Annotated in this window: 15 protein-coding genes; 11 read left to right on the top strand and 4 right to left on the bottom strand. The window is 71.6% G+C overall.

Features of this window, described 5'->3' with window-relative positions; all coding sequences use genetic code 11:
• Positions 1-94 precede the first annotated feature (94 nt).
• Positions 95-1,291, top strand: coding sequence for an ATP-binding protein (locus E1285_RS08280; protein WP_132149817.1), 1,197 nt, complete (start codon positions 95-97; stop codon positions 1,289-1,291).
• A complete protein-coding gene (locus E1285_RS08275) occupies positions 1,288-1,929 on the top strand; it encodes a response regulator transcription factor (RefSeq protein ID WP_279509891.1) in 642 nt (213 codons plus the stop codon). Before E1285_RS08280 ends, E1285_RS08275 begins: the two co-directional genes overlap by 4 nt.
• Before the next feature lie 110 nt (positions 1,930-2,039).
• On the opposite strand, the gene E1285_RS08270 is transcribed toward E1285_RS08275, so the two are convergent.
• Both E1285_RS08270 and E1285_RS08265 read right to left on the bottom strand, forming a co-directional pair.
• Complete coding sequence (locus tag E1285_RS08270; RefSeq protein WP_132149757.1) at positions 2,040-2,495, bottom strand: SRPBCC family protein; 456 nt, start codon at positions 2,493-2,495, stop codon at positions 2,040-2,042.
• 187 nt (positions 2,496-2,682) lie between these two features.
• Positions 2,683-3,366: a PIG-L deacetylase family protein gene (locus E1285_RS08265; RefSeq protein WP_132149815.1), complete on the bottom strand. Its 684-nt coding sequence runs from the start codon at positions 3,364-3,366 to the stop codon at positions 2,683-2,685.
• 166 nt (positions 3,367-3,532) lie between these two features.
• Here E1285_RS08265 and E1285_RS08260 point away from each other — a divergent pair, with 166 nt between their 5' ends.
• Positions 3,533-5,284 carry a PQQ-binding-like beta-propeller repeat protein gene (locus E1285_RS08260; RefSeq protein ID WP_132149755.1) on the top strand — a complete coding sequence of 584 codons (1,752 nt, stop codon included), beginning with the start codon at positions 3,533-3,535 and terminating at the stop codon, positions 5,282-5,284.
• A gap of 12 nt (positions 5,285-5,296) precedes the next feature.
• On the opposite strand, the gene E1285_RS08255 is transcribed toward E1285_RS08260, so the two are convergent.
• The gene (locus E1285_RS08255) at positions 5,297-6,262 is read right to left on the bottom strand and encodes a nucleoside hydrolase (protein ID WP_243722640.1); all 966 of its coding nucleotides are present in this window, start codon (positions 6,260-6,262) and stop codon (positions 5,297-5,299) included.
• A 110-nt stretch (positions 6,263-6,372) separates the two neighbouring features.
• On the opposite strand from E1285_RS08255, the gene dhaK reads away from it, so the two are divergent.
• From dhaK to E1285_RS08230, 5 genes are all read left to right on the top strand, one after another.
• Positions 6,373-7,368: a dihydroxyacetone kinase subunit DhaK gene (dhaK, locus tag E1285_RS08250; protein WP_132149752.1), complete on the top strand. Its 996-nt coding sequence runs from the start codon at positions 6,373-6,375 to the stop codon at positions 7,366-7,368.
• Positions 7,365-7,997: a dihydroxyacetone kinase subunit DhaL gene (dhaL, locus tag E1285_RS08245; protein ID WP_347814066.1), complete on the top strand. Its 633-nt coding sequence runs from the start codon at positions 7,365-7,367 to the stop codon at positions 7,995-7,997. The genes dhaK and dhaL overlap by 4 nt, the downstream gene beginning before the upstream one ends.
• A gap of 5 nt (positions 7,998-8,002) precedes the next feature.
• Positions 8,003-8,386, top strand: a complete 384-nt coding sequence (locus E1285_RS08240) for a hypothetical protein (protein ID WP_132149750.1) — start codon at positions 8,003-8,005, stop codon at positions 8,384-8,386.
• Positions 8,387-8,429: 43 nt separating this feature from the next.
• On the top strand, positions 8,430-10,685 hold the full coding sequence (pcrA, locus tag E1285_RS08235) for a DNA helicase PcrA (protein ID WP_165966508.1): 2,256 nt from the start codon (positions 8,430-8,432) through the stop codon (positions 10,683-10,685).
• A 91-nt stretch (positions 10,686-10,776) separates the two neighbouring features.
• Positions 10,777-12,843, top strand: a complete 2,067-nt coding sequence (locus tag E1285_RS08230; protein ID WP_132149748.1) for a serine/threonine-protein kinase — start codon at positions 10,777-10,779, stop codon at positions 12,841-12,843.
• A gap of 59 nt (positions 12,844-12,902) precedes the next feature.
• Here E1285_RS08230 and E1285_RS08225 read toward each other — a convergent pair whose 3' ends face one another.
• Entirely contained in the window at positions 12,903-14,555 is a 1,653-nt protein-coding gene (locus E1285_RS08225) for a glycoside hydrolase family 15 protein (RefSeq protein WP_243722638.1), read from the bottom strand.
• A gap of 292 nt (positions 14,556-14,847) precedes the next feature.
• Between E1285_RS08225 and sucC the strand changes: the two genes are divergently transcribed.
• From sucC to E1285_RS08205, 3 genes are all read left to right on the top strand, one after another.
• Positions 14,848-16,023, top strand: a complete 1,176-nt coding sequence (sucC, locus tag E1285_RS08215) for an ADP-forming succinate--CoA ligase subunit beta (protein ID WP_132149744.1) — start codon at positions 14,848-14,850, stop codon at positions 16,021-16,023.
• Between the two features lie 3 nt (positions 16,024-16,026).
• Complete coding sequence (sucD, locus tag E1285_RS08210) at positions 16,027-16,914, top strand: succinate--CoA ligase subunit alpha (RefSeq protein WP_132149742.1); 888 nt, start codon at positions 16,027-16,029, stop codon at positions 16,912-16,914.
• Between the two features lie 390 nt (positions 16,915-17,304).
• Positions 17,305-20,061 (top strand): LuxR family transcriptional regulator, encoded by a 2,757-nt coding sequence (locus E1285_RS08205; RefSeq protein WP_132149809.1) that lies wholly within the window; start codon positions 17,305-17,307, stop codon positions 20,059-20,061.
• The last annotated feature ends 744 nt before the right edge of the window (positions 20,062-20,805 follow it).

Raw genomic sequence — 20,805 nt, 5'->3', positions numbered from 1 at the left:
CCATCGATAACGTGGCAGAACCTTGGGAAGGACGGCGGTGAGCGAACAGACGGCCGGGCAGCCCGGCGCCGCGCCGCCCAGGCGGCCGGGCGCGCTGCCGCCGCCCGCGCAGGCGGACGGCGAGGCGGCCGCGCCGCCGGCGGCGCCGCGGCTGGAACGCGCCGCCGAAGGCAAGCTCGTCGCCGGCGTGTCCCGCGGCCTCGCCGAGCATCTCGGCGTTGACGTCCTGATCGTCCGCGCGGCGTTCGTGCTGCTGACGATGGCGAGCTTCCTCGGCGTCGCCGCGTACGCCGCGTTCTGGATCCTGGTGCCCGCCCCCGAGAAGCCCGAGCGGGCGCCCGGCCGGCTCCGCGGCCGCGACTGGGGGCAGCTGCTGGCCTACGCGGCGGTCACGCTCGGCCTGGTGGCGCTGCCGTGGGGCGCGGCCGGGGTCGTCCAGTGGGCGCTGTGGCCGTTCGTCATCGGCGGCGTCGGCGCGGCGATCCTGTGGCAGCAGGCCGACCGCGACCAGCGGCAGCGCTGGACGCTTCCGCTCCGGCAGCGGTGGCTGCGCAGCCTGCTCGGGCTGCTGCTGGTCGTCGGCGGGATCGGCGGCGTCGTGGTGCAGAACGTCGAGGCCGCCCAGGCGCGGTCCGTCGTCGTCGCCATGCTGATCATCCTCACCGGGGTCGCGGTGATCGTGACGCCGTGGGTGGTGCGGCTCTGGCAGGACCTCGACACCGAGCGGCACGAGCGGATCAGGTCGCAGGAGCGCGCCGAACTCGCCGCCCACATCCACGACTCGGTGCTGCACACGCTCACCCTCATCCAGCGGAACGCGCACGACACCCGCGAGGTGCAGCGGCTCGCCCGGTCCCAGGAGCGGACGCTGCGGACCTGGCTCTACCAGCCGCGCGCCGACCCCGACCAGAAGTTCGCCGCCGCGATCAAGGAGCTGGCGGGGGAGGTCGAGGACGACCACGGCGTGCCGATCGAGATCGTCTGCGTGGGGGACACGGCTCTGGACGAGCCGCTCGGCGCGACGCTGCAGGCCGCGCGGGAGGCGATGGTGAACGCCGCCAAGTACGCCGAGGCCCCTTCCGTCTCGGTGTACGCGGAGGTGGAGGGCGACGAGATCGCCATCTTCGTCCGCGACCGGGGCAAGGGATTCGACCTCGACCAGGTCCCGCAGGACAGGATGGGAGTCCGGGAGTCCATCATCGGACGTATGGAGCGCAACGGCGGCAAGGCCACCGTCCGCACCGAGCCGGGCGAGGGCACTGAAGTGCGTTTGGAGATCAGGAAATCGTGACTGGGCCATTGAAGAAGGTCGTGCTGGTCGACGACCACCAGATGTTCCGTACCGGGGTCAAGGCCGAGCTGGGCGGCGGCGTCGAGATCGTCGGTGAGGCGGGCGACGTCGACGAGGCGGTCTCGGTGATCCGCGGGACGCAGCCGGACGTGGTGCTGCTGGACGTCCACCTGCCCGGCGGCGGGGGCATCGAGGTACTGCGGCGGCTGCACGGCGCCGTCCAGTCCAAGTTCCTCGCACTGTCGGTGTCGGACGCGGCGGAGGACGTGATCGGCGTCGTCCGGGGCGGGGCCCGCGGCTACGTCACCAAGACGATCTCGGGACCGGAGCTGACCGACGCGATCGGCCGGGTCGCCGACGGCGACGCCGTGTTCTCGCCGCGCCTGGCCGGGTTCGTGCTGGACGCGTTCGCCGCCACGGACGTGCCCGCCGTCGACCCCGAGCTCGACCAGATCACCCAGCGGGAGCGGGACGTGCTGCGGCTCATCGCCCGAGGCTACGCCTACAAGGAGATCGCCAAGGAGCTGTTCATCTCGGTCAAGACCGTCGAGACGCACGTCAGCAGCGTCCTGCGGAAGCTCCAGCTGTCGAACCGGCACGAGCTGTCGCGCTGGGCCGCCGCCCGCCGCCTGGTGTGACGCGCGAACCGTGAGCCCTCCCCGGCACGTGGGATCACATCACATCCTCGTGGCCGGATCTCGTGCGTCCTCCAGCCCCCATTCACCACCCGCCGCACGTCGCCATCCGGTCAGAGTGCGCCGGGGAGGCGGGCGGGGCAGCCGGGTTCGCAGTGCTCGGAATGCCACGCCACCCGGCGGGCGTACGAGTCGAACCGGCGGCGCAGCACGCGCCGCGTGAACGGCCCGGTGCCCGGGAGGCCGTCGAACGCCCCGCGCCAGCGGATCAGGGTGCCGGAGCAGTGCGGCTCGAGTGTGATGTCGGCCCGGAAGCGGCGCGGCGGAGGCCCCGCCACCGCGACGTAGCCGTAGTGGCGGGGCGGGTCCCAGGCGACGACCTCCTCGCGCCGGGACGGTGCGCACCGGACGGCGCCGATCCCGTTCGGGTGCTCCTCGCCCGCGGACTCCCGCCTCCCGCGGGCCCAGAATCCGCCCCATTCGCCCCACGCCTCGGCCACGCACAGATGCTTGAAGATCACTTCCGGTGCGGCGATGGAGGTGGCGATGACCTCGATCTCATGCGGCATGACAACCCCCCGAGTTCTGTCACCTGGGATGCCATGCCCGTTCTGGGGCTGATTACGGCTTGTGACCGGTCAATTTTGTAACGTGACCGCGCCGGGCCGGAGGTGCCCGTGTTGGTCAAGCCGTGTTGGTTCGGCCCGTGTTGGTCAAGCCGTGTTGGTCAAGCCGTGTTGGTCAAGCCGTGTTGGTTCAGGCCGTGTCGATGACGTGGAACGACTCGGCGAGACGGCCCTCGGGAAGCCCCGCGGCCGCCGCGTTGGCCGACAGCCAGCCGCGCAGCATGTCGGGCAGTTCGTCACCCATGTGCCCGGTCTGGCTGACGTGGGCCCGCAGCGCGTTCACCTTCCGGTCGAAACGGTCGGTGATGTCGACGTAGTGGTTCGAGACGGGGCCGCCGCTGAACCACACCTCCCGGGCCGTCCAGGCGTCGAGCCCCTCATCGGCGAGCAGTTCGGGGAACGCGTACGGGTTGCGCGCGTCCGGGTAGACGGCGTCGAGCGCGGCGGAGCCGACCGCCCGGTGGTCGGGGTGGCTCGGGTAGATCCGCTCGTAGTTGCGTTCCGGGCTCGGCATCAGCACCCGGTCCGGCCGCACCTGCCGGATCACGCGGGCGATGTCGCGGCGCAGGTCGAGCGTCGCCTCGACCCGCCCGTCGGAGTAGCCGAGCCAGCGGACGTCGCTCACCCCGACGCACTTGGCCGCCGCGCGCTGCTCCTCGCGCCGCAGCACCGCCATCTCCTTGCGGGTGACGTTGTCGTCGAAGCCGCCCGCGTCGCCGTCGGTGACCATGAGGTAGACGACCTCGATGTCACCGTCGGTCCAGCCCGCCACCGTCCCGGCCGCGCCGAAGTCGACATCATCGGGATGCGCCATCACGACAAGAACCCGCCGTACCTGACCGTCGTCCAGAACTTTGATCACGGTTTCAACAATAAAGTCTCCGGCCCGTTCCGGGCACCGGCGAAGATCAGGAAACTCGCGAACATTCCAGCCGACCTGGACGATCACATGGTGAAGTGCCCGTTTCTGGAGGTTGGTCATGTCGTATCGCCGCGCGCCCGTCGCCGCGCTGGCCGCGATCGCGGTACTCGCCGGCGGATGCACCGGCACGGACGACGAGAAGCCGCCCGGGATCGAGGTGGACCGGGTCACGACCGCGTCCGGGACGCGGCCCGCCGCCGACGCGGGACTTCCCGCGCGGACGCCGCAGCAGGTGTGGCGGGCCGATCTGCCCGGCCTGCCGTCGCCGAACCTGGCAAGAACCGAGTTCGTTGCCGGGCATGTGGCGGTCGTATCCAACCGCGGGCTGGACGTCCTGGACGCGCAGACCGGCAAGGCGCGCTGGCACTACTACGAGAAGGCGCGGCTCGTCCTGGACTACGCCGTGACGTCCGACACCGTGGTCGTCACCACGGTCGCGACCGATCGGGACGGCAACGCGCGCCAGGTCCAGGACCGGCGGCTCCGTACCACCGGGCTCGACGCCGCCGGCGGGCGGACCCTGTGGAACAGGGGCGGCCTGCGGCCCGTCACGGAAGGCCAGAAGACCGGATACCGGCCGATGGCGTCTCCGGAGGCGGGAGTGGCGGTCTTCGAGGGCCCGGACAAGAAGAAGCCGAGCCTCGTCGGAGTCGACGCCCGCACGGGGAAGCAGCGCTGGACGTGGGCGGCCGGATCCGCCGAGCGATGCTCGTTCAATCCGCAGGACACCGACGGGAGCCTGCTGTCGGTGGAAGCGGCCTGCGCGGGCCGGAAGACGATGTACGCGCTGGATCCCGCCACCGGCGCCGTCAAATGGAGCAAGCCCAGCCGGCTCGGCACCTGGCAGGCCCGGACGCGCGGCGGTGTGACGCTCATCACCGCTTACGGCGTGGACGACGTCAACATGTCCTGGCTGGTCACCGCGGACGGCAAGACGATCTGGAAGCTCAAGCACGAAGACCTCGCCGCCAAGGAGATCGCCGTGGCCGGGGACCGTGCCGTCCTCACCGTGGCCGACCACGGCAGGAGCCGCGGGATGCGGCTCGAGTTCGTGAACGTGCGCACCGGCAAGGTGAGCGAGCGCACCGATGCCCGGGAGCACGGCGGCCTGGTCACCGCCGGCGGCCGCGTCTACGGGATCCGCGAGTGGCTCGGCGAATACGAGGACCACCGGTATGGCCTGTCCCCGGAACTCACCCCGGGCGCGCTCGACGTGATCGATCCCGGCAAGGGCGAGGTCACCACCGTCCCGCTGCCGTTCGCGCTGCGCGGCGAACAGCTCGACGCGACCCCGCGACCCGCGGTGATCGAGGGGGACCGGCTGTATCGCGTCCAGTCACCGGGGAACGGGCTGCGGATCACCGCCTACGGGCCGGGTGGGCGCGGCGGCCCCGCCGAGACGGGCGGCGTCGCGGTCGCGGACTGGCCGGACGCCTGCGACCTCACCGCCAAGGCGGATCGGGTCCGCGAGCGGAAACCGTCGCCGCACGAGCCGCTCAGGCTCGGCGCGGTGAAGATCTCGAACTGGGGTTGCCAGGTGCGGGGCGGCGCGGGCCCGTTCGAGTTCAGGATCGGCTGGGTGGCGCCGGACGCCGGGGCGGCCAGCGAACTGCTCGCCGGGCGGACCGTCGGGACGGAGGCCGAGAGGTCGCGACGGTTCGGCGACGAGGCGTACGTGGTCCGGAACACGGGCGGAACGACGCTGACGATGCGCACCGGCCGGTACATCGTCGTGTTCTCCCGAGCCGACCTGACCCCGGGAGGCTTCAACCGCTCGGTGATCGAGGCGGTGGACAAGGCGCTCCGCTGAGCGGAGTCCCGGTCACAGGGACAGGACGGCGGACAGGAGGGTTTCGCGGAAGGCCGGGATGTCGCTGCCGACGGCGACGCGGACCGGGCGGCGGGTGTCCTCGGCGGGCAGCGACCGCGCGTCCCACACCGTCGTGCCGCGGGTCAGTTCGCCCCGCAGCTCCACCCGGACGGCGCGCTGGGTGTACTCGCCGAGATCGGGGTCCACGGCGAGCATCGCGGCGAGCGCGTCGTGGATGACCGCGCCCCGGCGCCGCAGAGTCGGCGTGTAGGCGTCGACGTAGAAGTCCAGGATGCGTCCGGCGAACCGGGCGGCGGCCGAGTCGTGCGCGGCGAGCCGGTCGAGCCAGTCGTCGTGGACGGCGGTCGGGTGGGTGGCGTCGAGCGGCACCAGCGTGACCGGCCAGTCCGTCGCGAACACCAGGTCGGCGGCCTCGGGGTCGTGCCAGATGTTCGCCTCGGCGTGCGTGGTGATGTTGCCCGGGTGGTCGAACGCGCCGCCCATGACGACGACCTCGCGGATCAGTGAAGGCAGCTCCGGGTCGAGCAGGAGCGCCGCGCCGAGATTCGTCAGCGGGCCCGTCGCGAGCAGGGTCAGCTCGCCCGGCCTGGCGCGGGCCTGCCGGACGATCTGCGCGGCGGCGGGCTCGGCGACGGGACGTCCCGCCGGTTCGGGGAGGCGGGTGTCGCCGAGGCCGTCCGCGCCGTGCCACTCCAGCGCGAAGTGGACGTCCTGCGCCATCGGCCGGGCCGCGCCGACCGCGACCGGCACGCCCTGCTCGCCCGCCTTCACTCCCGCCAGCTCCAGCACGCGCAGCGTGTTCAGCGCGCCGGTCAGCGGGTCGATGTTGCCGTGGACCGTGCCGACCCCGGTCAGCTCGATATCGCCCGCCCGGACGAGCGAGGCCAGATACAGCAGGGTCATCGCGTCGTCGATGCCGGTGTCGCAGTCGAGGAGGATCGTTCGCGCTTTCGTCACGGGTGAGAATCTAATGCCGCGCTGATCGCGGGGCATCCGGATATCGGGCCCGCGGCGAAGATCGGCGATTGGGTCTGGGACACGGGGCCGCACCGGGGTACCTCTGAGACATGCGCAAACTCATCAACGCCCCGGCCGAAGTGGTCTCCGACGCGCTGCGCGGTCTGGCCGCCGCGCATCCCTCGCTGCGGGTCGACCCGGGGAACGGGACGGTCGTGCGGGCGGACGCGCCGCGCGCAGGGAAGGTCGCCCTGGTGTCGGGCGGCGGGTCCGGCCACGAGCCGCTGCACGCGGGGTTCGTCGGCCACGGGATGCTCGACGCGGCGTGCTGCGGCGAGGTCTTCACCTCCCCGGTGCCCGACCAGATCATCGCCGCGACGATGGCGGTGAACGGCGGCGCCGGCGTCGTCCACCTGGTGAAAAACTATACAGGCGATGTCATGAATTTCCAGATGGCCGCCGAGCTGGCCGAGGACGAGGACATCGAGGTCGCGTCCGTCGTCATCAACGACGACGTCGCGGTCGAGGACAGCACGTTCACCGCGGGGCGGCGCGGGACGGGCGCCACCCTGTTCGTCGAGAAGATCGCCGGTGCGCTCGCCGAGGAGGGCGCACCCGCCGACGCGGTCGCGGCGGTGGCGCGCGAGGTGAACGAGCGCAGCCGGTCGTTCGGCGTCGCGCTGTCGCCGTGCACGGTCCCCGCCGCCGGGACGCCCACGTTCGAGCTGGCCGAGGGCGAGATGGAACTCGGCATCGGCATCCACGGGGAGCCGGGCCGCGAGCGCGTCCGGACCGGCACCGCGACGGAGATCGTGGACGCGTCGCTGAGCGCGATCGACGCCGACATGCCGCTGTCCGGGTCCGAGGTGCTGGTGCTGGTCAACGGGATGGGCGGCACCCCGCTCATCGAGCAGTACGTCGCCTACGCGGCGGCGGCGGAATGGCTGGACGGGCACGGCGCGTCCGTCGTCCGCCCCCTGGTCGGGCCGTACGTCACGAGCCTGGAGATGGCGGGCTGCATGATCAGCGTGTGCCGGCTGACACCCGAGCTGACGCGGCTCTGGGACGCGCCCGTGGAGACCCCGGGGCTGCGGTGGGGCCGATGAGCATGAACGCGGGGGACTTCGCCTCCTGGATCAGGCACGCCGCCGAGCTGGTCACCGCCGACGCCGACCGGCTCACCCGGCTGGACGCGGCCATCGGCGACGGCGACCACGGCCTCAACCTCGACCGCGGCTTCCGTGCCGCCGCCGAGGCCTTGCCCGAGGAAGTCTCGCCCGGGAAAGTGCTCGGCGCCGCCGGACGGGCCATCGTGTCCAAGACCGGCGGCGCGTCCGGCCCCCTCTACGGGACCGCGCTGCGCCGCGCGGGCAAGGCGCTCGGCGACGCGGCCGACGTGGACGCCGCCTCGCTGGGGGCCGCGCTCCGGGCCGCGCTGGAGGGCGTCCAGGACCTCGGGAAGGCCGTCGAGGGCGACAAGACGATGATCGACGCGCTGGCGCCCGCGGTCGCCGCCTACGAGGCGGCGCTCGCGGACGGCTCCGGACTCGCGGACTGCGTCCGCGCCGCCGCCGGCGCCGCGGACAGGGGCGCGGAGGCGACCGTCCCGATGCAGGCCCGTAAGGGGCGGGCCAGCTACCTGGGGGCGCGCAGCACAGGGCACATGGATCCCGGCGCGTCGTCCACCGCCCTGCTCCTGCGCGCCCTCGGCGACGTCGTCGCGGGCGAGGGGTGAGGCCGATGGTCGGAATCGTCGTGATCTCCCACAGCCGGACGCTCGCGGAGGGCGTCGTCGAGGTGGCGCGGGCGATGGGCGTCGGCAAGGCCGTCGTGGAGCCCGCGGGCGGGGACTCCGAAGGAGGGCTCGGCACGAGCGTCGATCTCGTGGAGGGCGCGGTCGCCAGGGCGGACGGCGGCGACGGCGTCCTGCTGCTCGCCGACCTCGGCAGCTCGGTCCTCACCGCGAAGATGCTGATCGAGGACGCCGGCGGCGCCGAGCTGGTGCTCGCGGACGCGCCGCTCGTCGAGGGCGCGGTCGCCGCCGCGTCCATGGCGGCGACCGGAGCCGACCTGGCGGCCGTCCGCGCCGCCGCGGAATCCGCCTACGACCACCGCAAGACCTAGACGGCGCCGCAAACGTCCTTGCCGCGCCGTAGACTCGCCCGTGATGTCGAAGACCGAAGCTCACCCCTTGCTCGATGGCCTCAACCCGCAGCAGCGCGCCGCCGTCGTGCACTCCGGCGGCCCCCTGCTGATCGTCGCGGGCGCCGGCTCGGGCAAGACCCGGGTGCTCACCCACCGCGTCGCCCACCTGCTCGGCGAGCGCGACGTGCACCCCGGCCAGATCCTGGCGATCACGTTCACCAACAAGGCCGCCGCGGAGATGAAGGAGCGCGTCGACGCCCTCGTCGGGCCCCGCTCGCGCGCCATGTGGGTGATGACGTTCCACTCCGCCTGCGTCCGGATCCTGCGCCGCGAGGCCAAGCGCCTCGGGTTCCCGACGAGTTTCTCGATCTACGACCAGGCCGACGCGAACCGGCTGATGGCGCTCGTGTGCCGCGAGCTCGACCTCGATCCCAAGCGCTACCCGCCCAAGGCGTTCAGCGCCCAGGTGTCCAACCTGAAGAACGAGCTGATCGACTACGAGACGTTCAAGGACCGGGCGTCCACGCACATGGAGCAGACGCTCGCCGAGGCGTACGAGATGTACCAGGCGCGGCTCCAGCAGGCCGGCGCCATGGACTTCGACGACCTGATCATGCTGACGGTCAACCTGCTGCAGGTGTTCCCGGAGGCCGCCGAGCACTACCGGCGCCGGTTCCGGCACGTCCTGGTGGACGAGTACCAGGACACCAACCACGCGCAGTACCAGCTGATCAGGGAGCTGACGGCCCCCATCGAGGGCATCGGCGCGGCCGAGCTGTGCGTCGTCGGCGACGCCGACCAGTCGATCTACGCGTTCCGGGGCGCGACGATCCGCAACATCCTGGAGTTCGAGCGCGACTACCCGGACGCCACCACGATCCTCCTGGAGCAGAACTACCGCTCCACGCAGACGATCCTGTCGGCGGCCAACGCGGTCATCGAGCGCAACGCCGACCGCAAGCCGAAGAAGCTCTGGTCCGACCAGGGCGAAGGCCCCAAGATCACCGGCTATGTCGCCGACAACGAGCACGACGAGGCCGCGTTCGTCGCCCGCGAGGTCGACCGGCTCACCGACGACGACGAGGCCCGCCCCGGCGACGTCGCCGTCTTCTACCGCACCAACGCCCAGTCGCGTGTCTTCGAGGAAGTGTTCATCCGCGTCGGCATGCCCTACAAGGTCGTCGGCGGTGTGCGCTTCTACGAGCGCAAGGAGATCCGCGACCTGCTCGCCTACCTGCGCTGCCTCGCCAACCCCGAGGACACCGTCTCCCTGCGCCGCATCCTGAACGTCCCCAAGCGCGGCATCGGCGACCGCGCCGAGGCGTGCGTCGAGGCGTACGCGTCCCGGGAGCGGATCTCCTTCTGGCAGGCGCTGCGGGTACCCGAGGACGTCCCCGGCATGGCCACGCGCTCGCTCAACGCCGTCCGCGACTTCGTCAGGCTGCTGGACGAGCTGCGCGCCGCCGCCGAGACGCTCACCCCCGCCGACCTGGTCGCCGAGATCCTGAAGGCCAGCGGGTACCTCGCCGAGCTGCAGGCGTCCAAGGACCCGCAGGACGAGACCCGCGTCGAGAACCTCCAGGAACTCGAAGCCGTCGCCCGCGAGTTCGAGGAGCGGCTCGACGGCGAGTCCGCCGAGGGCCGCCTCCCCGAGTTCCTCGAACAGGTCGCGCTGGTCGCCGACGCCGACTCCATTCCCGGCGGCGCCAAGGGGAACCCCGTCCCGCCCGGCGAGCAGCCCGAGGAGACCGAGCAGGGCGTCGTCACCCTCATGACCCTGCACACCGCCAAGGGCCTCGAATTCCCCGTCGTGTTCCTCACCGGCATGGAGGACGGCGTCTTCCCGCACCTGCGCGCCATGAGCAACCCCAAGGAACTCGAAGAGGAACGCCGCCTCGCCTACGTCGGCATCACCCGCGCCCGCCAGCGCCTTTTCCTGTCCCGCGCCACCATGCGCAGCTCGTGGGGCGCCCCGCAGGTCAACCCGCCGTCCCGCTTTCTCGGCGAGGTCCCGAAGGCCCTCATCGAATGGGAACGCGAGGTGTCGTCCACCTCCGGGTCGGCCATGGCGGAGATGGCGTCCCGGCCGGGGACCCGCACCGCCGGAAACCGCCCTGTCCCGTCCCTGTCCCCGGGCGACAAGGTCACTCACGACGCCTTCGGGCTGGGCACCGTCGTCTCCGTCTTCGAAGAGGGCAAGAAGGCCAGCGTCGACTTCGGCGGCGAGTACGGCGTCAGGACCCTCGTCCTCCGCTACGCCACCATTGAGAAACTCTGACGAATTCCCGCGGCACGCCCGCCCGAGGACGATCATGAGCTTCTGAAGTAAAAGGGCCGTGATCTATCACTCACTGCGACACCATGAATGCATGGTGGAGTTTTCGGGGGAGCCTCCGCGGCTGGGCGGGTACACGCTTCTGCGCGTGCTCGGGCAGGGCGGCCAGGGAGTCGTGCATCTCGCCGAGGACGCCTCAGGCAGCAAGGTCGCGGTCAAGGTCCTGCACGCCCACCTGGCCGGAGACGAAAGGGCGCAGCGCTCTTTCGTCAACGAGGTGCGGGCGATAGGGCGGATCGCGGAGTTCTGCACCACCCGGGTCCTGGACGTCGGCGTGGTGCACGGCCGGCCGTACATCGTCAGCGAGTACGTCGACGCGGAGTCGCTTCAGGACGCGGTCCAGCGGGACGGTCCGCGCGGGGAGGCGGCGCTGCACCGCCTGGCGGTGGGAACGGCGGCCGCGCTGGCCGCCATCCACAACGCACGGGTCGTCCATCGCGACTTCAAGCCGCACAACGTGCTGCTGGCGGCGGACGGGCCGCGCGTCATCGACTTCGGCATCGCGCGTGCCCTGGAGGCCATGTCGACCACCACGACGGGCCGCATCGGAACGCTGGCCTACATGGCGCCCGAGCAGATCTCGGGGGCGGTCACCGAGGCGGCCTCCGACGTGTTCGCGTGGGCGGGGACGATGGTCTACGCCGCGACGGGGCGGCCTCCGTTCGGGCACGAGCATCCCGGTGCGGTCATGCACGCGATCCTCACCCGTGCGCCCGACCTGGACGGTGTTCCCATGGCGTTCCACGGCCTGCTCGGCCGGTGCCTGGACAAGGACCCCGAGGCGCGTCCCGCGGCGAAGGAACTGGTCGGCTGCCTGCTCGACGAGGGCCTGTCCCGCGCAGACGACGAACTCGACCTCGGGCGGCTGCTGCACGACGCGGTGAACCTGGCCCGGTCCCTGTCGCCGCGAACCAGGCCGGACGCCGTCGCGGAGGCGGATGACCCGCCCGTGCCCGCGGACGGGCGGCGCAGGCCGGGCAGGCGGGCCGTCCTGGCGGGCCTCGCCGGGACGGCCGGGCTCGCGGCCCTTTCCACCGCGGTCCCATGGTTCTGGGGGCGGCGCGCGGACTCCCGGGTCGCCCGTTCCGGCACGCAGCTCGGCGGGACGATCCTCGTTTCGGACAGCGGTGAGGTCCGGCACGTGTCGCTGCTGCCCGCTTCCGGCGGGATGGTGCTGTTCACCTTCCATTCGGACGGGGTCGGGCGGCTGTGGGAGCCGGTCACGGGCACTCGCGTCAGGGAACTCGGCCGCGACGCCGGTGTCGGGTGGGTCGAGTCGGGCGGAGTGAACCTGTTCATCGGCGCCGCGGGCGGCGCTTCCATGGCCCTGGTCAGCGGGGGCGGGGCCGCCCCCGTGCTATGGGACGTGACCTCCGGAGACCGCCTGAGCACGCCGTTCGTCGATGAGGAGAACTGGGATCTCGAAGCCTGGCGCGACGGTGGCACGCTGATCGGCTTGGCGCCGTTCGACGGGCACCTGACGGCGTACTTCACGGAGCCCGCCGATGCGCCGGGGCCGGTCACGGTGCTCGCCCGGGACGTGACGAGCGGGGAGACCGTGCAGGAGCCGTGGAAGGTCGAGGGGAGCGGGCACGTGTGGGTCGAGCCCGTGGACCTCGCGGGACGCGGCGTGCTGCTCGTCCACTCGGACTCGGGCGGGGAGTCGCTTCAGGTGTGGGACGCGCTGTCCAGGTCGCCGATGGGCCGTCCGGTGCGCACCGACGGGGCGTTGAAGAACGTGCTCGCCCCCGTGGCCGGACGTCCCATCCTCCTCGCCAGCTACGCGGACGGGACGATCCGGCGGTGGGACGTGACCTCCGGCACGGAGATGGATCCGCCCATGACCGGCCATGAGAACGCTGTTCTCGCCCTGTGGGCGGGGAGTCTCGCGCGGCGCCCGGCGGTCGTCTCCGGCAGCGCCGACGACGGCGTCCGGGTCTGGGACCCCCGCACCGGCCGCGCCTGGGGCGAGCCGCTCACCGGGCATTCCGGCCAGGTGAACTCGGTGGCGGGGGGAACGGTGGCCGGGCGGGCGGTCGTGGTGTCCGGCTCCGCGGACGGCACCATCCGGCAGTGGGGCGTGGAACAGCATTCCACCTGAGACATGCCCCGCCGGTGGACGCCGCCGGTGGACGCCCGCCGGTGGACAGGCCCGGCCGGTCAGTCCACGGGCGGGATGGGGACAGGGTGTTCCAGGGCGTAGAGGCTGAGGAGGACGAGTGACGCCGTCCAGCCGAGGGGGGCGGGGCCGGCGGGCCGGCCGTCCGGGCCGACCTTCTCCGGCAGCACGCCCAGCGACGTGCGGTGGGCGGACAGCCAGCTCAGGCGGCTGATCGCGTCGCCGGTCCGGTCCGAGGTGGCGGCGTTGAGGCCGAACATCGCGACCTCCGGGGTCCAGGCGACCTCCTGGTTGCCGGACCAGCGCTCGCCCGGCAGGACGCCGCCGTTCGGCAGCGCCTGCTTGCGGGCGGCGTCGGCGATCGCGGCGGTCACGTCCGGGTCGGCGGGCGCGAACGGCGGCGCGATGAACGTCACCGAGGTGTCCATGAGGCCGCCGGGGACGGGGGAGCGCGGGTAGCCGTACGGGGCGAACTGCCGGTCCACCGCGTCCGACACGCGCCCTGCCGCGTGCTGCCACTCGCCGGCCTTCCCGGCGTCGCCGCGGCGCTCGGCGAGGTCCGCGGCGGACCTCAGGCCCGCCAGCACCGGGCCGACGACTCCGAGCGTGGGCCGCCGGGGGTCCTGCTCGTGCCGGGGGTGGCGTTCCCAGTAGTCGGACGAGGCGGGCGGCAGGCCCTCGGCGTCCAGGGACCGCGCCAGGTGGTCGGCGGCGCGCTGCACCATCGGCCACAGATCGGGGAGCTCCTCGCCCGTCCGGACGCTGTGGACGTGGTAGAACCAGGTCGCCCACAGGACCCAGCCGAGCGAGTCGAGCTGCGCGTGCCGGCCGTCGGAGACCGCGCTCCCGTCGGGGTGGTAGCGCGCGGCCCACATGCCGTCCTCGTTCTGGACCTTGGAGAGGAAACCGAGGATGTCGCGGGCCTCGGACGGGTGCCCGGTGACGGCGAACGCGGCGACGGCGAACGCGGAGTCGCGGGGCCAGGCGTACCGCCACTTGGAGTACCAGGAGGCGAGGGACGCGCCGTTCGTCCGGGTGAGGAGCCGCAGGTCGAGCAGCGCGCGGGCCGACATGTTCCGGTAGCTCATGTCGCTTCCGGTCGCGGGGTCGAGCCCGCCGGTCGGGATGGTGCCCTGCGACAGCCAGGCGTTGTCGGACCGGACCGCCTGGGCCACCCGGGGGTCGTCCGCCCCGATGGTGACGGGCCGGTCCCCGCCGGTCGGTACGAGCCGGATCCGCCCGTCCGCGAGCCTGACGACCGAGCTGTCCGGAAGGTAGGACGCGCCGTCGGCCTCGACGGGGGTCAGCGGGACGCCGGCGAAGGGCCAGCCGCCCCCGCCGACCATCCCGGGGCTCGCCCACCCGGGCGCGGCACGGTCCGGCACGGTGGATTCTCCGGTCGCGATGAGGGCGGCGACCATGAGCAGGGCGGTGACGCGCCGGAACGCGCGGGGACCCCTGCGCTTCCCCGGCCGCCTCCGCAGGGGCGGCGGCGGGCGGCGCACCGGCGGTGGAACGGTCCCGTCCGGGACGGCCCGCCGCAGGCCGGTCTCGCCGTGGACGGACGCGCTGCGGGCGGAGGCCCCGTGGACGGAGGCGCCGTGGGCGGAGGCGCCGTGGGCGGATGCGCCGGACAGGGCGTCGGCGGGGACGGGGGGCGCGACGGTCGTGTCCCGTTCCTCCGCCATCGCCATACGTCCGCCCCCTTTTACCGCACCTGCCGTCGGCTTGATCGTCCAGCGGAAATAAGTACATCAAACTACGTCAATTGGTTCATCCTCCTCACGTGCCACTCGTGCCCTCCCCTGAGGAGGAGCACACCTTCGTTCCGGTGACACTCGCGGACATTCGGCCCCGGCGGCGTCACCACGATGGCGGGTTGACTAGGCTGCATCGACGAGCGGACCGCAGAGTGCCGGCCGCACGGACTCCCGTGTAACCCCCACTCGTGCGGTCATTCGGCTGTCGATCCTTAAAGGACGCCTCGTGGACCTGTTCGAACATCAGGCGAAGGAACTCTTCGCCGAGTACGGGGTACCGGTGCCCACCGGCAAGGTCGCCCATACTCCCCAGGAAGCCCGGGACATCGCGGCGGAGCTGTTCGCCGCGGGGAGCTCGAAGGTCGTGGTCAAGGCCCAGGTGAAGACCGGGGGCCGCGGCAAGGCCGGCGGTGTGAAGCTGGCCGACTCGGTGGACGAGGCGCAAGCGCTCGCCGGCGGGATCCTCGGCATGGACATCAAGGGCCACACGGTCCACAAGGTCCTGATCGAGGAGGGAAGCGCGATCGCGCAGGAGTACTACTTCTCGTTCCTGCTCGACCGCGCCAACCGCACCTTCCTCACCATCTGCTCCGTCGAGGGCGGCGTGGAGATCGAGGAGGTGCCGCACGACCGGCTGGCGATGGTGCCGGTCTCGCCTCTGGACGGCATCTCGCGGGCCAAGGCCCGGGAGATCGCCGAGCAGGGCCGGCTCCCGGAGGAGGCCCTCGACGGGGCCGCCGAGCTCATCGAGCGCCTCTGGGCCGTCTTCACCGACGAGGACGCGTCCCTCGTCGAGGTCAACCCGATGATCCTCACCGCCGACGGCGAGGTGAAGGCCCTCGACGGCAAGGTCACGCTGGACGAGAACGCGGCCTTCCGCCAGGACCACGAGAAGCTGGAGGACAAGGGCGCGGCCGACCCGCTGGAGGCGGCGGCCAAGGCCAAGGACCTCAACTACGTCAAGCTCGACGGCAGCGTCGGCATCATCGGCAACGGCGCGGGCCTGGTGATGTCCACCCTGGACGTCGTGGCCTACGCGGGCGAGCAGTTCGGCGGCCAGAAGCCCGCCAACTTCCTCGACATCGGGGGCGGCGCCTCCGCCGAGGTGATGGCGAACGGGCTGGAGATCGTCATGTCGGACGGCGACGTGAAGTCCGTCTTCGTGAACGTCTTCGGCGGCATCACGGCGTGCGACGCCGTCGCCAACGGCATCGTGTCGGCCTACCAGCTGCTGGCCGACCGCGGCGAGGCCGTCAACCGCCCCCTGGTCGTCCGGCTGGACGGCAACAACGCCGAACTCGGGCGCAAGATCCTGAGCGACGCGGCGCTGAACGGCGTACAGCAGGTCGACACCATGGACGACGCGGCCAAGCGTGCCGCGGAACTCGCGGCAGGTGCATGAGCGATGGCCATCTGGCTCACCGAGAACAGCAAGATCATCATTCAGGGCATCACGGGCTCCGAGGGCACCAAGCACGGCCGCCGGATGCTCGCGTCCGGCGCCCAGGTCGTCGGTGGCGTGAACGCCCGCAAGGCCGGGCAGAGCGTCGACTTCGACGGCAAGGCGCTCCCGGTCTTCGGGACGGTCAAGGAGGCGATGGAGCAGACGGGCGCCGACGTGTCCGTCGTGTTCGTCCCGCCGAAGTTCACCAAGGACGCCGTCGTCGAGGCGGTCGACGCCGAGATCCCGCTCTGCGTCGTGATCACCGAGGGCATCCCCGTCCACGACACCGCCTACTTCTGGGCGTACGCGGAAAAGGCAGCGAACAAGACGCGCATCATCGGGCCGAACTGCCCCGGTATCGCGTCCCCCGGGCAGTCGAACGCGGGCATCATCCCGGCCGACATCACCACGCCCGGCCGCATCGGTCTCGTGTCCAAGTCGGGCACGCTGACCTACCAGATGATGTACGAGCTACGCGACGTCGGCTTCTCCACCTGCGTCGGGATCGGCGGCGACCCCGTCATCGGGACGACCCACATCGACGCCCTCAAGGCGTTCCAGGACGACCCGGACACCGACGCCATCGTCATGATCGGCGAGATCGGCGGTGACGCCGAGGAGCGCGCCGCCGCCTACATCGAGCAGAACGTGACCAAGCCGGTCGTCGGCTATGTCGCCGGGTTCACCGCCCCGGAGGGCAAGACCATGGGCCACGCAGGCGCGATCGTGTCCGGTTCGTCCGGCACCGCGGAGGCGAAGAAGGAGGCCCTGGAGAAGGTCGGCGTCCGCGTCGGCAAGACCCCCAGCGAGACCGCCGTCCTGATGCGGGAGATCATGAAGAACGTCTGACCTCCCACCGCCGAAAGACGCCCGAGCCGACCGACGGCCGGGCGTCTTTCGCCGTTGTGTCCGAGACGTGCTCATCGGCGTGGCTCCCAGTCGTTCCTTTCGCTTCTACGGGCGTCCGTGACGTGTCAGCCGAGGTCGCTCCTCGGCCCGGGGAGCCCCCGCTCCCCCGGGCCGAGGAAGTACGACAGCCCTGCCGTCCCTTGTTGTGCGACATATTTGTGTTGCCGTGTCATCAGGTTCGCGCACGATCCAGCGCCGTCGCGTCGGTGAAACCCCGATGTCGTACCCGACCGTCCGCACTCATTGGGACGAGCCGAGTAGGCACAAACGTTGTTCGCATAAGTAAGAATCACGTAGTCGGGGCTTGGCTGGGATAAGGGGCGGGGCGTGATGGTGGACCTTGTGGGTCGACGTGTCGAGCGTGAGGCGGTCGAGCACCTGCTCAATGAGGCTCGCGCCGGGCGCAGCGGGTCGCTGGTGGTGCGAGGGGAAGCCGGCATCGGCAAGACCGCGCTGCTCGAGCATGCTCGCGCCCTCGCGTCCTCATCAGGGTTTCGTGTGGCGAGCGCGGTCGGAGTCGAGTCCGAGGCGCAGTTCGCCTTCGGTGGCCTTCACCAGCTGTGCGCGCCACTCCTCGACAGGGCAGAGGTCCTGCCCGATCCGCAACGCGCCGCCTTGAACGTCGCGTTCGGACAGCAGGCCGGCCCTGCCCCAGACCGGTTCCTCATCGGGCTGGCCGTCCTGAACCTGCTGGCCGAGGTCGCCGAAGACGGCCCAATGCTGTGCCTCATCGACGATGCACAGTGGTTGGACGAAGGGACCGCACAGGTGATGGCGTTCGCGGCGCGACGGGTCGCGGCCGAGCGCCTGGCCATGATGGTCCTGCTGCGCGACCCCACCGACAACCTCGATCCCAGCTTGTTCGCGGGGTTGCCTGAGCTTCGCGTGGACAGACTCAGCCCACCGGAGGCGTGGGCGCTGCTGGCCGCCGCGGTGCCCACACCGCTGGACCAGCAGGTCCGGGAACGGGTCATCGCTGAGGCGCGAGGCAATCCGCTCGCATTGCTGGAGCTGTCCCGCAGCGCCTCACCGACTCATTTGGCCGGTGGGTTCGCACTTCCTGACGCCATGAGTCTGCCGCTCAGGATCGAGGCCATGTTTCAGCGCCGCTCACGCAACCTGCCCGTCGAGACACAGCTGCTGTTGCTGGTCGCGGCGGCCGAGCCCACCGGTGACGCGGAGCTCTTGTGGCGCGCCGCCGCGGAGCTGGGAATCGCTCGCGAGTCGGGCGCGCCGGCGGAGGTCGCCGGCTTGGTCACGATCGATATGCAGGTGCGGTTTCGGCATCCGTGTGTGCGCTCGGCGGTCTATCGAGCCGCCAACCCACCAGATCGCCGTCGTGCGCACGCAGCGTTGGCTGTCGCCACCGAATCTCGGACCCACCCCGACCGGAAGGCCTGGCACCGTGCCCAGGCGGTGCAAGGCACCGACGAGGAAGCCGCCGCCGGACTGGAGCGATCGGCCGGTCGGGCGCGCGCCCGAGGCGGTCTCGCAGCCGCAGCCGCGTTCCTCCAGCAGGCCGCCGACCTGACCCCCGAGCCCGCTGATCGTGCGAGGCGGGCGCTGGAAGCCGCATCCGCCAAGCACGAAGTAGGCGACTCCGCCGGGGCTCTGGCGCTGCTGGAGGTCGCCGCGGCCGGGCCGCTGAACGCACTGCAGAGCGCCCGTAGCAAGTTGTTGCGTGCCCAGCTCGCGTTCCACCTGACCCGCCGCGGCGAAGTGCCCGGACTGCTGCTGGGCGCCGCGAGGACGCTCGCCCCCCTGGACGCCGCCCTGTCGCGCGAGACCTACCTGCAATCGCTCGACGTGACAATGATCATCGGCGGGCGGGACGACGGACACGCGGTGCGGGAGGTGGCCGAGGCCGCGCGGTCCGCACCCCCACCTGCGGAGCCGCCGACCCCGGCTGACCTGCTGCTCGACGGCTTGGTGGCGATGTACACGCACAGCTACGCGGCGGGAGTTCCTGAGCTCCGCCGCGCGCTTGAGGCCACTTGCCACGATGGAGGACCTGCGCAGGCTCGCGGTGGCGGCGACAGCCGATGGCTGTGGCTAGCCGCCCGCGCGGCGCTGACGCTCTATGACGACGAACTCCTCTACGCGCTGGCGCAACAGAACGTGCGCGTCGCCCGCGAGGCCGGTGCGCTGTCGAACCTTCCCGCGGCACTGCTCTTCTTGGCGTCCGTGTCCGTGCTTGCCGGCGAGTCGGCACGAGCCTCCGAGCTGATCGCCGAGGAGGCTGCGATCACCAACGCCACCGGCGGCATGTCGTTGCTCGTCGCGCCGCTCCTGCTGGCGGCATGGCGCGGGTCGTCGAGCGAGGTCACCGAGTTGCACGCCACCTTCGTCAGGGAGGCCACGGCACGCGGGAGCACCAACGAGGTGGCCGTGGCCCAGCACACGCTGGCGGTCCTGCACAACGGCTTGGGCAATTACGCCGAGGCGCTCGACTTTGCGGAGCAGGGGTTCCAGAGCCTCGAACCGCCGCACGTGAACCTGGTCCTCCCCGAGCTCGTCGAGGCGGCGGCTCGGACCGCTCAGCCGGAGCGTGCGGCCTACGCGCTCGAACAGCTCACCTTGCGGGCGACCGCCTCGGGCACCCCGTGGGGGCTCGGGCTCGCGGCGCGGTCGCGAGCGCTCGTCACTACCGGTTCCGAGGCCGAAGAGCTCTATCGCGAGGCGATAGAGCAGCTCCGAGGCTGCCGGATGACCGCCTACCTCGCCCGCACCCACCTCGTCTACGGCGAGGCGCTACGCCGCGAAGGTCGCCGTCGCGAAGCGCGCGAGCAGCTCCGCACTGCCCACGACCTGCTGTCCGACATCGGTGCAGAGGCGTTCGCCGCTCGCGCCGCCCGGGAGTTGCGCGCCGCCGGCGAGCACCCACGCAAACGCGCCGCCCAACCCACCGATGCCCTCACCCCCCAGGAGCTGCACATCGCCCGGCTGGTAGCCACCGGGGCAACCTCCCGGGAGGTCGCCGCGCAACTGTTCCTGAGCCCCCGCACGATCGAGGCCCACCTGCGCAACATCTTCGGCAAACTCGGCATCACCTCCCGCAGACAGCTGAAGGAGCTGTCTCTTCCCTGACTCAGCAGGCACGAACCGCCTCGATCTGGTTCATGCAGCACCAACTCCGCAGGTCTGAAGGCACGCATACGTAGTCGGTGATGTTCACCGACGCGAAGTCATCGCCTCAAGCAGCAGGCTCGAAGTACACATGGAGGAGGAATGAGCATGACCACCAGTGACGGCTTCAACCACGGGGTGCCCTGGGAGGACGCCTAGGGCTACAGCCAGGCACTCCGCGTGGGCTCCCTACGCAGACGTCCACGAACGACGTCACCGTGACCAACAACGCTGCTCGTCAGCGGTACGAGGCCGTCACCGGCTCGACCACTGTTCGGGCCGGCCTCCACCCTCGCCTACCTGCCCTACCGCGACGACCTGCCCCAGACCGAGACCGGATTCGCCGAGCTGTTCTACCAGGCCGTCGGCGCACAGCCGCAGGGACGAGTGCTGGTGCTCTCCAGCGGCGGCTACCCCGACCATGAGCCAACCAGGCACTATCGAGACGCAGTGAAGTCGTGGAACGTCACCGTCCGTCCTTCCAGACCAGCAGGCAAAGGCTCTCTCCAAGCAGGTCGCGACCGACGACTCTGAGCAGCCTAGAGAAGCCGTCATAACCCCGACACGCCGCATCTCAGCGCGGCTCGGGACGACAAAGGCGACACGCCGGGCCAGGGGGCGTCCGGGGGGCGGGCGTGGTGCCAGCATGGAGCGCGTGAGCGAAGCGAGCCCTGGACAGCGCGCGGCCCGGGAGGCGCCGAGGGG

The organism is Actinomadura sp. 7K507 (genome assembly GCF_004348425.1).
In the GTDB taxonomy this organism is placed as follows: domain Bacteria; phylum Actinomycetota; class Actinomycetes; order Streptosporangiales; family Streptosporangiaceae; genus Spirillospora.
Note: the sequence above shows the minus strand (reverse complement) of the source record. Positions and strands in the feature narration are given on the sequence as shown.

What these genes read in the sequence shown, in the direction of transcription:
- E1285_RS08270 (WP_132149757.1), bottom strand. Translation starts at nt 2,495, where the DNA reads ATGCCGCATGAGATCGAGGTCATCGCCACCTCCATCGCCGCACCGGAA.
- E1285_RS08265 (WP_132149815.1), bottom strand. Translation starts at nt 3,366, where the DNA reads ATGGCGCATCCCGATGATGTCGACTTCGGCGCGGCCGGGACGGTGGCG.
- E1285_RS08260 (WP_132149755.1), top strand. Translation starts at nt 3,533, where the DNA reads ATGTCGTATCGCCGCGCGCCCGTCGCCGCGCTGGCCGCGATCGCGGTA.
- dhaK (WP_132149752.1), top strand. Translation starts at nt 6,373, where the DNA reads ATGCGCAAACTCATCAACGCCCCGGCCGAAGTGGTCTCCGACGCGCTG.
- dhaL (WP_347814066.1), top strand. Translation starts at nt 7,365, where the DNA reads ATGAGCATGAACGCGGGGGACTTCGCCTCCTGGATCAGGCACGCCGCC.
- E1285_RS08240 (WP_132149750.1), top strand. Translation starts at nt 8,003, where the DNA reads ATGGTCGGAATCGTCGTGATCTCCCACAGCCGGACGCTCGCGGAGGGC.
- pcrA (WP_165966508.1), top strand. Translation starts at nt 8,430, where the DNA reads ATGTCGAAGACCGAAGCTCACCCCTTGCTCGATGGCCTCAACCCGCAG.
- E1285_RS08230 (WP_132149748.1), top strand. Translation starts at nt 10,777, where the DNA reads ATGGTGGAGTTTTCGGGGGAGCCTCCGCGGCTGGGCGGGTACACGCTT.
- E1285_RS08225 (WP_243722638.1), bottom strand. Translation starts at nt 14,555, where the DNA reads ATGGCGATGGCGGAGGAACGGGACACGACCGTCGCGCCCCCCGTCCCC.
- sucD (WP_132149742.1), top strand. Translation starts at nt 16,027, where the DNA reads ATGGCCATCTGGCTCACCGAGAACAGCAAGATCATCATTCAGGGCATC.
- E1285_RS08205 (WP_132149809.1), top strand. Translation starts at nt 17,305, where the DNA reads ATGGTGGACCTTGTGGGTCGACGTGTCGAGCGTGAGGCGGTCGAGCAC.